15 protein-coding genes are annotated in these 15,458 nt (G+C 57.3%); 10 read left to right on the forward strand and 5 right to left on the reverse strand.

What is annotated here, in order from left to right; genetic code table 11:
• The first annotated feature begins 137 nt into the window (after window positions 1-137).
• The 3 genes from AC2FFH_RS00885 to AC2FFH_RS00895 all read left to right on the forward strand — a co-directional run bounded on the left by AC2FFH_RS00885 (window position 138) and on the right by AC2FFH_RS00895 (window position 3,433).
• The gene (locus AC2FFH_RS00885) at window positions 138-1,268 is read left to right on the forward strand and encodes a hypothetical protein (RefSeq protein ID WP_496843536.1); all 1,131 of its coding nucleotides are present in this window, start codon (window positions 138-140) and stop codon (window positions 1,266-1,268) included.
• Window positions 1,269-1,338: 70 nt separating this feature from the next.
• The gene (gatB, locus tag AC2FFH_RS00890) at window positions 1,339-2,850 is read left to right on the forward strand and encodes an Asp-tRNA(Asn)/Glu-tRNA(Gln) amidotransferase subunit GatB (protein WP_496738026.1); all 1,512 of its coding nucleotides are present in this window, start codon (window positions 1,339-1,341) and stop codon (window positions 2,848-2,850) included.
• 172 nt (window positions 2,851-3,022) lie between these two features.
• Window positions 3,023-3,433 carry a DUF4177 domain-containing protein gene (locus tag AC2FFH_RS00895; protein ID WP_496767983.1) on the forward strand — a complete coding sequence of 137 codons (411 nt, stop codon included), beginning with the start codon at window positions 3,023-3,025 and terminating at the stop codon, window positions 3,431-3,433.
• A gap of 36 nt (window positions 3,434-3,469) precedes the next feature.
• Here the strand turns inward: AC2FFH_RS00895 and AC2FFH_RS00900 are convergent, their stop codons facing one another.
• Window positions 3,470-3,859 (reverse strand): VOC family protein, encoded by a 390-nt coding sequence (locus AC2FFH_RS00900; RefSeq protein WP_058274355.1) that lies wholly within the window; start codon window positions 3,857-3,859, stop codon window positions 3,470-3,472.
• Between the two features lie 40 nt (window positions 3,860-3,899).
• On the opposite strand from AC2FFH_RS00900, the gene AC2FFH_RS00905 reads away from it, so the two are divergent.
• Window positions 3,900-4,436 (forward strand): winged helix-turn-helix transcriptional regulator, encoded by a 537-nt coding sequence (locus AC2FFH_RS00905; RefSeq protein ID WP_496738028.1) that lies wholly within the window; start codon window positions 3,900-3,902, stop codon window positions 4,434-4,436.
• 20 nt (window positions 4,437-4,456) lie between these two features.
• Here the strand turns inward: AC2FFH_RS00905 and AC2FFH_RS00910 are convergent, their stop codons facing one another.
• Entirely contained in the window at window positions 4,457-4,711 is a 255-nt protein-coding gene (locus AC2FFH_RS00910; protein ID WP_058279592.1) for a BolA family protein, read from the reverse strand.
• Window positions 4,712-4,819: 108 nt separating this feature from the next.
• On the opposite strand from AC2FFH_RS00910, the gene AC2FFH_RS00915 reads away from it, so the two are divergent.
• Window positions 4,820-5,446, forward strand: a complete 627-nt coding sequence (locus AC2FFH_RS00915; RefSeq protein WP_058274352.1) for a J domain-containing protein — start codon at window positions 4,820-4,822, stop codon at window positions 5,444-5,446.
• A gap of 5 nt (window positions 5,447-5,451) precedes the next feature.
• Here the strand turns inward: AC2FFH_RS00915 and AC2FFH_RS00920 are convergent, their stop codons facing one another.
• Window positions 5,452-6,360, reverse strand: coding sequence for a Hint domain-containing protein (locus tag AC2FFH_RS00920; protein ID WP_496843537.1), 909 nt, complete (start codon window positions 6,358-6,360; stop codon window positions 5,452-5,454).
• A 319-nt stretch (window positions 6,361-6,679) separates the two neighbouring features.
• Between AC2FFH_RS00920 and cobS the strand changes: the two genes are divergently transcribed.
• From cobS to AC2FFH_RS00940, 4 genes are all read left to right on the forward strand, one after another.
• Window positions 6,680-7,666 carry a cobaltochelatase subunit CobS gene (gene cobS / locus AC2FFH_RS00925; RefSeq protein WP_058274350.1) on the forward strand — a complete coding sequence of 329 codons (987 nt, stop codon included), beginning with the start codon at window positions 6,680-6,682 and terminating at the stop codon, window positions 7,664-7,666.
• 180 nt (window positions 7,667-7,846) lie between these two features.
• Complete coding sequence (gene cobT, locus AC2FFH_RS00930) at window positions 7,847-9,724, forward strand: cobaltochelatase subunit CobT (RefSeq protein WP_496767977.1); 1,878 nt, start codon at window positions 7,847-7,849, stop codon at window positions 9,722-9,724.
• A 73-nt stretch (window positions 9,725-9,797) separates the two neighbouring features.
• Window positions 9,798-11,588 (forward strand): aminopeptidase P family protein, encoded by a 1,791-nt coding sequence (locus tag AC2FFH_RS00935; RefSeq protein WP_496767976.1) that lies wholly within the window; start codon window positions 9,798-9,800, stop codon window positions 11,586-11,588.
• A 65-nt stretch (window positions 11,589-11,653) separates the two neighbouring features.
• Window positions 11,654-11,995: a DUF427 domain-containing protein gene (locus AC2FFH_RS00940; RefSeq protein WP_058274347.1), complete on the forward strand. Its 342-nt coding sequence runs from the start codon at window positions 11,654-11,656 to the stop codon at window positions 11,993-11,995.
• Window positions 11,996-12,000: 5 nt separating this feature from the next.
• Here AC2FFH_RS00940 and AC2FFH_RS00945 read toward each other — a convergent pair whose 3' ends face one another.
• Window positions 12,001-12,144: a hypothetical protein gene (locus tag AC2FFH_RS00945; protein ID WP_496767974.1), complete on the reverse strand. Its 144-nt coding sequence runs from the start codon at window positions 12,142-12,144 to the stop codon at window positions 12,001-12,003.
• 247 nt (window positions 12,145-12,391) lie between these two features.
• Here AC2FFH_RS00945 and AC2FFH_RS00950 point away from each other — a divergent pair, with 247 nt between their 5' ends.
• Complete coding sequence (locus tag AC2FFH_RS00950) at window positions 12,392-13,759, forward strand: DUF3179 domain-containing protein (RefSeq protein WP_496843538.1); 1,368 nt, start codon at window positions 12,392-12,394, stop codon at window positions 13,757-13,759.
• Here AC2FFH_RS00950 and AC2FFH_RS00955 read toward each other — a convergent pair.
• Window positions 13,756-15,441, reverse strand: coding sequence for a chloride channel protein (locus AC2FFH_RS00955; RefSeq protein WP_496767970.1), 1,686 nt, complete (start codon window positions 15,439-15,441; stop codon window positions 13,756-13,758). The two genes, AC2FFH_RS00950 and AC2FFH_RS00955, sit on opposite strands and share 4 nt — an antisense overlap.
• Window positions 15,442-15,458 lie beyond the last annotated feature (17 nt).

Below are 15,458 nucleotides of genomic sequence, written 5' to 3' on the forward strand. Positions count from 1 at the left end.
CCGCCATGTTCTGGTTTTTGAGGGACCGTTGGTCCCGTTCCCGATCTTCTACTACTCATCCCGCTGCATCCGGCGCGTATTTCGCTGACCCGGCTGTTTCGCCCGTGTTGCCGGACCAAGGGCAACTGAACATACCATTGGCTGATGTTCAGGCCCAGGATGAGATTGGGCGCAGCTCGATAGAAAAAGGCCGTTTCCTGGCCAGGCAGGATCGCTGGGCAGAATTGTCCGACCTGATGCGCAAAGCAGACGACGCACGGGACACTGCACCCGACGGAATGCCCGTCGCCGAATTGCTGGCGTTTGGGGCACGAGCCGATGTGGTTCTGGCCGCAGAGCACGCGCTGTCTGACGCCAAAGCGCTATCAGAATTTGATGTCATGAACGGCATTTCCGAATTGGAAGACGAGATGCGCGCGCACTCGGGCGACCCGATGATCGCCTTGGTTGTCGCTTTGGCCCACATTGACATGGCATGGGCATGGCGCGGGACAACGAACGAAGCAACCCTTCCCTCGCTGCACCAATCCCGCTGCGCCGCCCATTTCGATCGGGCAGCTGCAATCCTTCCCGATTGTCGCGAGGCCGCAGCGGAGAGCCCCATTGTCGCCTCGGCTGGCTGCGCAATTTTGGCGGGTCAGCGTAGAGCAAACACACGGGTAGCGGATGAATACGAGCGGTTGATCAAGCTCGACCCGATGAACCATCGACACATGCGCGCGATGGGCACTCACCTGCTGCCGCGCTGGTTCGGAAGCTATGGCGAGCTTGAGGTCCAGGCGCTTCGTATGGCGGCCCAGACCCGGGACATCTGGGGGGCCGGAGGCTATACTTGGGTTCAGTTCGATGCAATTGCTCTGGACGAAGAGGCCTGCGCGCGTCTGGATGTCGATTTCTTCCTGGAAGGCATGCACGATATTCTGCGCCTTCGCCCTGACCAGCAAACCGTCAACATGCTGTCGGCATACTGTGCCATCACGATCCAGAACGGCGCTGGCCAATGCGACAAGGCTGATCTGGTGCGCAGCCAGATACACCAGGCTGCAAACTGGCTGATCCGCGACCACCTGACCGAATTGCACCCGTTGATTTGGGCCCATGCAGCAAATGGGTTCAACAACAGTGTTCGGATCAATTCACCTGAACGGTTTGCGGCTCGCGGGCAACGCGATGCTCTGCGTGCAATTGGCGATCTGTTCCGTGATGAGCTGCGCAGCGGATTGGATGTGACCTTTACTCCGACGGGTTTGCGCCTATCCGGGCACTGATTCCCCCTTGCCCCTAGGCCGTGCCGGGCCTAATACGCAGGCTTAGACTTCTGCGGAAATGAGGCGCGCCATGCTCGACCTGACATACGAAATGCCCAAACCCAAAACCATTGCCGGGGCCAAGCACGATTGGGAACTGGTCATCGGGATGGAGGTGCATGCGCAGGTCTCGTCCAATGCCAAGCTGTTCTCGGGCGCATCGACCCAATTCGGGGCTGAGCCGAACTCGAATGTTGCATTCGTGGACGCCGCGATGCCGGGAATGCTGCCGGTGATCAATGAATATTGTGTTGAACAGGCGGTACGAACCGGTCTGGGCCTGAAGGCGGATATCAACCTGGTATCGGCCTTTGACCGCAAGAATTATTTCTATCCCGACCTGCCGCAGGGTTACCAGATTTCTCAGCTGTACCAGCCCATCGTGGGCGAAGGTGAAGTGCTGGTGGAAATGGGCGACGGCACAGCACGCATGGTGCGGATTGAACGCATCCACATGGAACAGGACGCAGGCAAATCGATCCATGACATGGACCCGCATATGTCCTTTGTCGACCTAAACCGGACCGGTGTTTGCCTGATGGAGATCGTCAGCCGCCCCGATATTCGCGGCCCCGAAGAGGCGGCAGCCTACATCGCCAAGATGCGCCAGATTCTGCGTTATCTGGGCACCTGCGATGGCAACATGCAAAACGGCAACTTGCGGGCGGACGTCAATGTTTCGATCTGTCTACCCGGTGCCTATGAAAAGTATCAGGAAACGCAGGACTTCTCGCATCTGGGCACCCGTTGCGAAATCAAGAATATGAACTCGATGCGCTTTATTCAGCAAGCGATCGAAGTCGAAGCGCGTCGTCAGATTGCCATCGTTGAAGGTGGCGGCAAGGTCGATCAGGAAACCCGGCTATATGACCCGGACAAGGGCGAAACACGGTCGATGCGGTCCAAGGAAGAGGCGCATGACTATCGCTACTTCCCTGACCCAGATCTGCTGCCGTTGGAGATTGAGCAGGCATGGGTGGACGACATCGCCGCCAAACTGCCCGAACTGCCCGACGACAAGAAGGCGCGGTTTATCAGCGAGTTCGGCCTGACGGATTATGACGCATCTGTTCTGACAGCCGAGGTGGAATCGGCTGCCTATTTCGAAGAGGTCGCCAAAGGCCGCAACGGCAAGTTGGCCGCAAACTGGGTCATCAACGAACTGTTTGGTCGCCTGAAGAAAGAAGACCACAGCATCACCGACTCGCCGGTTTCGCCTGCGCAGTTGGGCGGGATCATCGATCTGATCGCCTCAGACGCCATTTCTGGCAAGATCGCCAAGGATCTGTTCGAGATTGTCTACACCGAAGGCGGCGACCCGGCACAGATCGTTGAAGAACGCGGCATGAAACAGGTCACCGACACCGGTGCCATCGAAACTGCGCTGGACGAAATCATCGCGGCCAACCCATCGCAGGTCGAAAAAGCCAAGGTGAACCCCAAACTGGCAGGCTGGTTTGTTGGTCAGGTCATGAAGGCAACTGGCGGCAAGGCGAACCCCAAAGCCGTCAATGAGTTGGTCAGCAAAAAGCTGAGCTCGTAAACCTTTCGGTTCAAGAAACTGCAACGGAGTGGTCCGTGCATCTGGCGCGGACCACTCCGGCCCCGCGCGCGGGGCGCAACAGACAAAACAGAATTTGCCCAATGGGCGATGATGACTGTTCGAAACCCGACAACATGTTAGATTGCCAGGGATCGGCAACCAGGAAAATCTGATGCAGCGCTACGAATACAAAGTTGTCCCCGCCCCGCTGAAAGGCACCAAGGCCAAGGGCGTCAAAACTGCCGAAGGGCGGTTTGCAGTGTCGATCGAACAGATCCTGAATCAGATGGGGCAGGATGGCTGGGAATACCAGCGTGCGGAACTTCTGCCCAGCGAGGAACGCGCTGGCCTGACCAGTTCCACCGTGAACTGGCGCAACGTTCTGGTGTTTCGGCGTGAGATTGCAGCTGAATTTTCTTCGGAGCGTGAGGCGGTTGAGGACAGCGACGATGCCCCCGTGGCTCAGCCGGTGCCTGGACCAGAAGAAGTGCAGGCCCCTGCACCGATTTCAGAAGAGGTCAAAGATCCGCCATTGACCCTGAAGCCCACGGACCTGTCCGAAAAGGACAAAGAGCAGACCTAAGCGGTCTGCTCCGTGTTTTCATACCCTGCAGCTGAATTACTCGGCCGCGCTTGCTGCTTGGCTCAGATCCTGCGCCAGCATCAGTGCATTGCCGTCCGGGTCGTAGAACGTTGCGGTGCTGACCATGCCCTCGATCGTTTCAGTCGCCCCATCGAACCTGACGCCCGAGGATTCGAGCGCCTGACGCGCCGTCGCAATATCCGACACCCCGAACACCGGCACCGTATTGCCAGGCGCAGGCTCGGCCTGTTCACCCAGGCCCAAGGTCACACCGTCGGTTTTGGTCTTCATCTCGCTCCAACCGGCCTCGTCAATATGGTGGATCAGCTCAAACCCCAGCTTGGCCTGATACCATTCGGCACTGACATGCCTGTCTTGCACGGACATGGCGAGCGTGATCGTGTTTTCCAGTGAAACGAGTGGCATTGAACTATCCTTTTGGCGAAAATTAAAGTAACTATACTTTATGGACATAACGATTCTTGTCAAGCTTACATCCCGCGCCTGGTCCCTGAACATTCTGGCGTTGATGCATGAAGGCACGCCGGGACGACAGGCACCGCTACTGGCTGCGACAAGCGCCGGCAGAACCGCTTTTGCACAAAGCCTTGACCATTTGATTCAATTGGGTTTTCTGGAACGGAATCCCGGCCACGGTCATCCGTTGCGTCCCGAGTTTCGATTGACCCAAACGGGTGAAACTGCGGCCGAAATCGCCAGCCGAATCGTGAATGCCGTGCCAGATGACGCTGATTTCGCGTTACTCAGACGCAGTTGGACGGCACCTATTCTGGCGTTGACCGACAGGCCCCAACGGTTCTCGACCCTCAAATCCGGTCTGATCACGATTTCCGATCGCGCACTTTCGACGTCGCTTCATCGCCTGGAAAAGCAAGAGTGGATACAGCGAGACATTGATGCGACGCACCGGCTGCCTTTTCCCACCTATCGCGCGGTGAATCAGGGAATCGCGGTTAACAGGGCCATTTCTCTGGTCGCCTAGGCACCGGCCAAAGGGCCTGTTCAGGTATCAATATCCAGCGCCAGCGCATGAATGCGGGGCACGATGTCTCCCAGTGCCTTATGTACGGCCCGGTGGCGGGCGACGCGGGATTGACCCTGAAAAGCGCTGGCACGAATACGGACGTTGAAATGGCTTTCGCCGCCCTCTTGAAACCCGGCGTGTCCTCGGTGGCTTTCGCTGTCATCCACGACTTCCAGCTCACGCGGTTCAAAGGCTGCCATCAGGCAGGTTCGGATCTCATCGGTCACGGTCATTTTTTTGCTCACGGGCGAAAATTTTACCGCCCCCCCTCTTCTACTTTCGGCTGCTTAGACTAAACTGCTGCCTCCGAGTCGAAAAGATGCGTTCTTAAGGATGAGCACATGGTGAAGTCAGACCCCTTCGGATTTGATATGTCCGTATCCACTTCCAAGAAAAAGAACCCGCGGGGGCGTCGCGGAATGTCGGGCGCGTCTGAAACCTCGACGCGTATCTGCGATCACGAAGGTTGCGAAGAACCGGGCAAGTTCCGTGCACCCAAGGCCCCTGACGTTCTGGACGACTTTTTCTGGTTCTGCCAGCAGCACGTTCGCGAATACAACAACAAATGGAACTTCTTTGACGGCACCACCGAGGCCGAGCTGAACGCCCAGCGCTCCAAGGACAAAGTGTGGGAGCGCGAGACCAAGCCAATGGGCGATCCCGAAGCGCGCGCATGGGCGCGTCTGGGCATCGAAGACCCGCATCAGGTACTTGGCGCAAACAGCACCCAAAACAAAGGGCGCACGTCAGGTGGTGGCGGTCGTCGCCTGCCCCCCACGGAACGCCGCGCGATCGAAATTCTGGAAGCCAACGACAGCTGGACCAAGGCCGAGGTGCGCAAAGCGTACAAAAAGCTGATCAAGGTGCTGCACCCTGACATGAACGGCGGCGACCGTTCCCAGGAAGAGCAGTTGCAAGAGGTCGTCTGGGCGTGGGATCAGATCAAGGACAGCCGGAACTTTAGGTAGTCGTCTTATCGACGACCGTACATGCGCAAAAGCGCCTCTGTTTCGGGGCGCTTTAGGCACCGCACGCGAGTTTGTTCCAAAGTGGGTTTAAGGCTGAAACGATCCGGGAATAGCATACCAAGCTCCTCGACATCTTCGCGATCGAATGACAAAAGCGCCATGTCACCCAGAAACAAGCTTTCTGTCGGCAAACCATGCGAAATCAGTATCGCATGGCGATCACAGGCAACGTGGAAATACGTCACGGCCTCATCGGGCCGCACTTGTCGAATTGTTTTGTCATTGACCAAATGAATTGCCGCAGCAAAAACTCTGGGCTCTCCAAACAGCAATTCGGCGCGCCACCCTTCGAGAACAATCCTATGCTGTGGGGACACGTATAAATCACGATCAGGCAAACCGTCCCCGATTGCCCCTTTCTGGATGCAAACAGGGCGCAATCGCGGGTTTCGCTGCAACGCTTCCGCGCTCATGGTCTTTTTGCCAATCCAAAGGATAGGCAACAGCGCACCGCTGGAAACGCGAACTTTGTCCCCAACCGACAGTTCTTCGACAGGGCGAGGGCCTTTTTCGGTTTCTATCAAAGTGCCCTTTACGAAACATGGCACTGTTCCGGCAGGAAGGTCGACTGTCACACTGAGAGAGGCATTGTTACCATTTCCCGGATTTCCCGTCGTCGCGCGTATTAGAACCGTGAGTTGCGTATTCGGGGGAATGTCTGCCCCCTCAGTAAGCTCAACGTTCAGAACTCCGCTCGGTGAAATCGAAACAGTGTAGTCGGAAGGATCCAATCCACCATTGCCAGTTACGGTCACGCTCCACGTCACAGCTTTGGTCGCGGTATACTGCTCCGCAACCGAGGTCGACCCACTGGGGATCGAGATAGAAGTCGGACCTGAGATTACTAACGACATTTTTACCTACACTCTTAAAAACAAAATCGGGAACCGCTTTTGCACAATCATTTATGCATATTTAACTCATCATATCTTACTATTGCAATGTTAATGCTTCACGGGACTGCGTGGCGACGTTCTGGACCCAAAATTCGTGCTGTCCAAGATTTGAAAGATTAGCTCGAGACATTGGACGCAACGTCGATAAGGCCAGTTTCAAAGAAACATCCGCCTAAGTACCTACCAGCACGGCTTTCCCTTGCCCTTGCCCGCAATATGTTGCACCACACACGAGTTCAAACCCGGCAACGCGGGGCAAAGGATAAGGACAAGGCGAATGGCTGACGGATCGATCGACGTAAACGCAAAACCCACCGAAGAAATTTCGGTCCGTGACGTGTTCGGTATTGAAACCGACATGGCGATCAAGGGCTTTGCTGACCGCAGTGACCGCGTACCCGCGATCGACCCGACCTACAAGTTTGACCCGGAAACCACACTGGCCATTCTGGCAGGCTTTTCCCACAATCGTCGTGTGATGATCCAAGGCTATCACGGCACAGGCAAATCGACCCATATCGAACAGGTCGCAGCCCGCCTGAACTGGCCCGCCGTGCGTGTGAACCTCGACAGCCACATCAGCCGGATCGACCTGATCGGCAAGGACGCCATCAAACTGCGTGACGGCAAACAGGTCACCGAGTTCCACGAGGGTATCCTGCCCTGGGCGTTGCGCAATCCTGTCGCCATCGTGTTCGATGAATACGACGCGGGCCGTGCCGACGTGATGTTCGTGATCCAACGTGTGCTGGAACACGACGGCAAGTTGACCCTGCTGGACCAGAACGAGATCATCACGCCGAATCCCAATTTCCGCCTGTTCGCCACGGCAAACACTGTGGGCCTGGGCGATACAACTGGCCTCTATCACGGCACGCAACAGATTAACCAGGCTCAGATGGACCGCTGGTCGCTGGTCTCGACGCTGAACTACCTCAGCCATGATGCCGAAACGATGATCGTTCTGTCCAAGGCGCCGCACTACAATACCGAGAAAGGCCGCAAGACCGTCAGCCAGATGGTCACTGTTGCCGACCTGACCCGGACCGCCTTCATGAACGGTGACCTGTCCACAGTTATGAGCCCTCGGACCGTTATCAACTGGGCCCAAAACGCCGAGATTTTCCGTGATGTGGGTTACGCTTTCCGCCTGTCCTTCCTGAACAAGTGTGATGAGCTTGAGCGCCAGACCGTGGCCGAGTTCTATCAACGTTGTTTTGATGAGGAACTGCCGGAAAGTGCAGCGAGCGTAAGCTTGGGGTGAAAGCCTTTTTTGTCATAGCATCGATCTGGGTCGTTTTTGATTCATTTTGGCTATTTGACAAAGTAGGTTGGAAAAAGTCGGCGCCTTCAGACATGACGGCGTCGCAATATGTTCACCTGATACGGCTGCGTTGGGAGTACGCAATACTTTTCCTAGCAGCAATGATCTGGAGTACGTTCATTGTCTAAACCTAACGACAACCCCGCCGATCCGTTCAAGAAGGCCTTGGCCGAGGCCACCAAGGTTATGGCCGACGATCCAGAGCTGTCTGTAAGCTATACGGTCGACCCCTCGGGGCTGTCGGGCGAGTCGATGCGTTTGCCGCAGGTTTCTCGGCGGATGACTCGCGAAGAGGTTTTGCTGGCGCGCGGTACGGCGGATGCTTTGGCGCTGCAGCGCCGATATCATGACGATGCGACCCATAATCGCTATGCACCTCCGGGTGATATGGCGCGGGATCTTTATGAGGCCATGGAAGTTGCCCGGTGTGAAGCGATGGGCGCGCGGGATATGCCCGGCACCGCATCAAACATCGATGTCAAGATCGGGCATGAGGCGCTGCGCCGTGGGTACGACCAGTGCAAGCAACCCGCAGATGCCCCCTTGTCGGTGGCCGCGGGTTATCTGATCCGCCACTTGGCAACCGGACGCGACCTGCCGCCTGCGGCCGAGAACATCATGAACCTCTGGCGTGGCTTCATCGAAGAGCAGGCTGGTGGCACGCTGGAAAACTTGCAGGACATCCTTTCGGATCAGGCCGAGTTTGCCAAATTTGCCCGCCAGATGATCAAGGATCTGGGGTATGGCGACCAGTTGGGCGAAGACCCGGACGAACTGGACGAAGATCAGGAAGATCAGGCTGAGGACGACGCCGAAGAACAGCCCGATCCCGACAGCACCGGTCAGGATGATCAGGACGAACAGGACGCCGACGCGACCCCTGAGCAAACTCAGGAAGAGCAGCAGGATCAGTCCCAGGCCCAGGTCTCGATGGACGAGATGGCCGAGGATGAGATGGGCGAAGAGGCCGAGATGCCCGAGGGCGAGGCACCGTTGGAGCCACCTGCCCCACCGCCAGCGTCCGAGGCCGACCCGGATTATAAGGTTTACCTTGGAACCTTTGACGAAGAGATCGCAGCCGAAGACCTGGCCGAGCCTGCCGAATTGGAACGGCTGCGCGCCTATCTGGATCAGCAGCTTGAGCCGCTTAAGGGTGCCGTCAGCCGTCTGGCGAACAAACTGCAGCGCCGTTTGCAGGCGCAACAGAACCGCTCTTGGGAGTTTGACCGCGAAGAAGGTATTCTAGATGCCGGGCGACTGGCGCGTGTTGTGGCCAACCCGACCACGCCGCTGAGTTTCAAGGTCGAAAAAGACACTGAGTTCCGCGATACGGTGGTGACACTGCTGCTGGATAACTCGGGCTCGATGCGCGGTCGTCCGATCTCGATCGCGGCGATCTGTGCCGATGTTCTGGCCCGGACGTTGGAACGTTGCAACGTGAAGGTCGAAATCCTTGGCTTTACTACGCGCGCTTGGAAAGGTGGCCAGGCACGTGAGGCATGGCTGAATGACGGTCGCCCGCAACAGCCGGGGCGTCTGAACGATCTGCGCCACATCATCTATAAAGGCGCGGATGCCCCGTGGCGTCGCGCGCGACCCAACTTGGGTTTGATGATGAAAGAAGGCCTGCTCAAAGAGAACATCGATGGTGAGGCGCTGGAGTGGGCGCATCGCCGGATGCTGGCGCGACGCGAACAGCGTAAGATCCTGATGGTGATCTCGGACGGCGCGCCGGTTGATGATTCAACGCTCAGCGTTAACCCCGCGAATTACTTGGAAAAACACTTACGCGACGTGATCGGAATGGTCGAAAAACGTAAGATGGTCGAGCTTTTGGCCATTGGTATCGGCCACGATGTAACCCGATACTACGACCGCGCGGTAACGATCACGGATGTCGAACAGCTGGCAGGTGCGATGACTGAACAGCTGGCGGCATTGTTCGACAGCGATCCTCGGGCACGTGCACGCGTGATGGGGATGAAGAGGGCCAGCTGACGCTGGCCCTGCCTCCGGCAGAAGTATTTTTCAAAAGATGAAGGGGCAGCCCCCCGTTTGCGAGAGGTGTCACATGTTTCAATCCTTTGCAGTCACTGCGCGTCCGGAACAGGGACCGCCCAGGCTGGCCGCTTTGCGATCCCAGATGGCACAGGATGGGTTGGACGGTTTTCTGATCCCACGCGCAGATGCGCATCAGGGCGAGTATGTGGCCCCACGCGATGAACGTCTGGCATGGCTGACGGGTTTCACCGGGTCGGCCGGTTTCTGCGCAGTGCTGTCCGATATTGCCGGCGTTTTCATCGATGGCCGGTATCGCACGCAGGTCAAGGCTCAGGTTGCGGCGGATTTCACGCCTGTGCCCTGGCCTGAAACCAGTTTGGGCGTGTGGCTTAAAGAACAGCTGCCCAACGGCGGCAAGGTTGGTTTTGATCCTTGGCTGCATGCAGCAGGGCAGATTACCAGTCTGAAGAAAGAGTTGAACGCAAGCGGCGTCGAACTTGTTCGTAGCGACAATCTGGTGGACAGGGTGTGGTCGGATCAACCGGACGCCCCGATGAACCCGGTCAAGGCGCACCCGATTGAGTTTGCAGGGGAAACAGCCACAAGCAAAATTGCGCGGGTGGCGGAGGATCTAAAACAGAACGGGTGTGATGCGGCCATCATTACATTGCCGGATTCGATCATGTGGCTGCTTAACATTCGTGGATCAGATATCGGGTATAACCCGGTAGCGCATGGGTTTGCCATTCTACACGTCGATGGTCGGGTTGATCTGTTCATGTCGGCGCAAAAACTGGCCGGGGTGTTAGATCACCTTGTCGAGCAAGTTCAGGTTCACGACCCTCGGTTTTTTCTGGATGCGGCCGCGGATTTGGGCGGCGCGGTTCAAGTCGATTTGGGAACCCTGCCGCAGGCAGTTGCGGATGTGCTGGGTGACAAAATGATGGATGCAGGTGATCCCTGTGCCCTGCCCAAAGCTCGCAAGAACGCCGCCGAAATCGCAGGCAGCGCCGAGGCGCATCTTCGTGACGCGGTTGCTGTTATTGAAACCCTGTGCTGGTTGGACGCACAGACCCCGGGCACAGTGGCGGAAACGCAGGTGGTCACGCAGCTTGAGGAAAACCGCCGCCGGGATAACGCGCTACAGGATATCTCGTTCGACACGATTGCGGGCACCGGTCCCAACGGCGCGATCATGCATTACCGGGTGACCGAAGAAACCGACAGCCGGCTGGAGAATGGTCACTTGTTGGTTTTGGATAGCGGAGGTCAGTATCTGGATGGCACAACCGACATCACCCGCACCATTGCAATCGGAGAAGTGGGCGTTGAGGAAAAAGCCTGCTTTACCCGCGTGCTGAAAGGGATGATCGATCTGTCCATGCTGCGCTGGCCCGCCGGGCTGGCCGGACGAGACATTGAATGCATCGCACGCGCCCCCTTGTGGGCAGCGGGGCAGGATTTCAATCACGGGGTCGGCCACGGGGTCGGCGCATACCTGAGCGTCCACGAAGGGCCGCAGCGCTTGTCGAAGGTCAGCCATGTTCCGCTTGAGCCGGGGATGATCCTGTCAAACGAGCCGGGATATTACCGCGAAGGCGCATTCGGCATTCGCATCGAGAACCTTGTTGTGGTTCAAGATGCCCCTTCCTTGCCCACGGCGGACACCGAGCGTGCGATGCTGAACTGGCGGACGCTCACATACGTTCCAATTGACCGGCGGCTGATTGTAGTCGATATGCTTACGACAGAAGAACGCGCGTGGCTTAACGCATACCACCGCGACGTTGCGGAAAAAGTTCGTCCAAGGCTGGGCGACAACGCTCAACTGTGGTTGGATGCCGCAAGTGCGCCGATCTGACACTGGACTGTCACATAAACCGGGCAGAGGAGTGATCCGTACTAAAGACGAGGGAAGAAGCAGAGATGACAGACATAACGATCCGCAAAGCAGCTGGTAAATGGAGCGTTCGTTCCGGGGGCGCCGTTCTCGGAGAGAGCATGAATGCGCTGGAGCTGCTGGAAGGTGATCTGGAGCCGGTGATCTATTTCCCTCGCGCCGATATCGGAATGGCATTTCTGGACCGTACAGAAAAAGTTACGCACTGCCCGCACAAAGGCGATGCGACGCATTTCTCAATTGTCAATAAATCATCCGTGACCGAAAACGCAGCGTGGAGCTATGAGGACCCGGTCGCCGCAATGGCCGAGATCAAGGGTTATGTCGCGTTTTACCGCGTCGATTCCGTTAAGGTCGAACAGATTTAAATCCCTCAGATGGCCTCTCTGACCCGCTCGGTCGCGGCCATGTCGTGACGCACACGCCCATAGGCCTGTGCCATGGATGCCAGTGATCTTAGGTGGGCTGCTGCCGTTCGTACGCGACCAAGAAATCCCTGGCCGGGCCTCCCTGGCATGGCCAGAATTTCGAACCCATTGCAAAATTTATCGTTTTTGGCATCGTGACAAAAAATATCTGTGAATTTTTTTGGATACGACTAACCGGCAAATTTCACGATAACATGCAAGCATATAGTCTTCGCAGGTAGCTCAACAGCGCGCTCGCAACTGACAAGGCTTGATCACGATCCAATCACGGGGCTGTTGCATGCATTTGAGGCATCAAGCGTGCACAATGCCACCAAACACCGCCCAGAGGATGCCATGTCACTTACCCGTCGCAGTTTCGCTGGATCATTGGGGGCCGCGCTCTTGTTGCCTAGCGCGTTGTCCGCGCAACAAGACCCCGTGCTTGAAGCTGTGCGTTCCACACTGTTTGGAAGCAACGCAGAGTTTGAGCAAGGCATGGCCTTTCTCGTACAACGCGGCAACCCGGATGTGGTGCCTGCTTTGCTGACCGGTATGCGATACGCCAGACGTCGCAGCAGCGACATCGTGAAAGTCATGCAGACCCTGACTGGTGAGAATACCGGTCAAGACTGGTTTGAGTGGATGCTCTGGCAGGAAAAGAACCCGCAAATCGTGCCACACCCCTCGCTCATCCCGTTCAAGCGCGAGGTTCTTTTGGGAATTGATACGAATTTCGATGACTTCCTGAAACCAAAGTATTTGCAGCGCGACAAGATGAAGATCCGGCTTGAAGAGATCGCGTGGGGTGGTGTGAACAAGGACGGTATCCCATCGCTGGACAATCCGGCTCTGATCCCTGCCGCGCGTGCAGATTACCTTAAGGACGATGACCTGGTCTTTGGCGTTTCGATCAACGGGGACGAACGAGCTTACCCGCTGCGGATCATGGGCTGGCATGAAATGTTCAACGAGGTGATTGGCGGAGTTCCGGTGGCCTTAGCCTACTGTACACTGTGCGGATCCGGAATTCTGTTTGAAACGCAAGTGCCGGGTCGCAGCAAACCCCTGATCTTCGGCTCATCGGGGTTTCTGTACAGATCGAACAAACTGATGTTCGATCGTCAGACGCATTCCCTGTGGAACCAATACACCGGCAAGCCAGTCGTCGGCGCGCTTGTCGGCAGCGGTATCGAATTGAAACAACGCCCGGTGGTCATCACCACATGGCAAAGCTGGAAAGCATCTCACCCCAAGACGAAGGTCCTTTCAATGAACACCGGTCACCGGCGGAATTATGGATCGGGTGTCGTGTATCGGGAGTATTTCGCTTCGTCCGAATTGATGTTTCCGGCGCTGGTCGATCAGTCCAGTCACAGACAGAAAGATTATGTTTTTGCCATCCGGCAATTTGGCGCGGCGCGAGCATGGCCCCTGGACGCGTTCGGCAAGAGCCGAGTAATCAACGACGCCATCGCCAACCGGCCGCTGGTGCTTATCGGAAACGACGAAAAGCGCGCAGTGCGCGCCTATGAACGCGCATCCCACAAGTTCGCTGCGTCTGGCGGCGATTTGGTGGACGAAACGGGTCAGAAGTGGACCATGACCGAAGAGGCGCTGGTTGGACCGGGAGGCGCGGAGTTGCCCCGGGTCGCAGGCCATATTTCGTACTGGTTTGCTTGGGACAACTACCTGGGCGATACCGCGACCGTGTATAAACGCTAAGAGTGCTCTTCAGCCGCAGTGGCAGCCAAGGCGCGGTTATACGCCTTCAGTGCATCGACGTGGTAAAGCGCTCCGACCGGGTTTTCACTACCATCCTCTTCGACAATCACCACCGGAATACAGGGGATGTCATCCCTGTCGAAATAGGGCATCGCTGCCTCTAGTGTAGCGCTAGCCTGAACACAAAGCCCCTGTTCGATCAATTCGACCGCCTGTTCTTTCGTGATCGAGCGCGGGTCGCCCAAGGGGCGCATGACTGCCCCGGTCCGCAGCATCGCCAGCAGATAGGCTTGCGGGCCGGCGGCCAGATGCACGTTGCGACGTTCCAGCTGGGTCAAGAAGAAGGACCGATCCACAAGACGCGAGGCCAGCGCTGTCGACATCGACACCGAAACCATCACAGCCAGGCCGATTTGCCAATCTCCGGTCAGTTCAAAGACGATCATCGTTGTCGAAATCGGCGCGCCCAGAACCGCGGCAGCAACGGCCCCCATTCCGGCAAAGGCATAAAGCGTATGCGTGCCCGACACATCCGGCAGCAGCCCGGTTGCGATCAGGCCAAAGGCCAGCCCGGTCAACGCCCCAATCATCAGCGATGGGGAAAACACCCCGCCGCCCATACGCCCGCCCATGGTGATCGCCACGGCAACCGTCTTGATCACCGCAAACAGGATGGCAAAACTCAGGGTCAGGTCACCTGCCAAAGCGCGGATCGTCGTTTCATACCCGACGCCGATGATATGCGGGAACCAGATCGCCAGCAGCCCCAGCATCGCACCTGAAACAGCTGGGCGCAGCCAGCCAGGCAAGGCAAGCCGGTTCTGGATATGGTTGCCGATATCTTCGGCAAAAAAGATCGACCGCATGAGCAGAAGCGAAACCAGGCCGCAGATCAGGCCAAGTAGCAGAAAGGCAGGCAGTTCCACGTAGAATTGCAGGGAACCGGGTGTATCCAGAACAAACTCGGTCACATCGCCATATTCCAGCCGGTTGATTACTGTCCCGGCAACCGAAGCAATCACGATTGGCGCAAATGCATGCACTGCAAAGTGACGCAGCACGACCTCAAGCGCGAACAGCGCACCTGCGATCGGTGAGTTAAAACTGGCCGAGACGGCGGCGGCGACAGCGCATCCCAACAGGTCGCGCCCGGTGATGCCATCAGCATGGATGCGGTTACTGACCCAGGTTGAGATCACACCAGCCATGTGCACGACCGGCCCCTCTCGGCCCGTGGACCCGCCTGTGCTGAGCGTGACGAGCGAGGCAAAGAAAGACGCGATACCCGCCTTGCTTTCCACGCGACCATCGGTCACCGCGGCCCCTTCGATGACGTCAGCGACGGATCGCACGCGTCCGTCGTCGGTGAACTTATTCAGGATCACGCCCACGATAAGCCCGCCGATGATGGGAATGATCAGGATCAGAAACCAAGGCAGCTTTTCCGCGTGGCTGTGCAAAAGCAAAATGTCATCCGTATCATAGACATAGGCCTGCAGCGACCGGATCGCCTTGCGAAATCCCAATGCCATGAAACCTGCCGCGATCCCGATCGCCAGCGCGATGAACCAGAATTGAATCTGGCTGGGCCCACGCCGCCGCATCACCCGCCAGGCGTCCTTTATCGCGGCCAGAGCCTGATTGAGCTGGTTGCGCAGAACGGTGCGGGTTGATTGGGTCATTTGCCCTCGGGGATCAC

The sequence above is a fragment of the Ruegeria sp. YTSC003 genome, assembly GCF_059609785.1.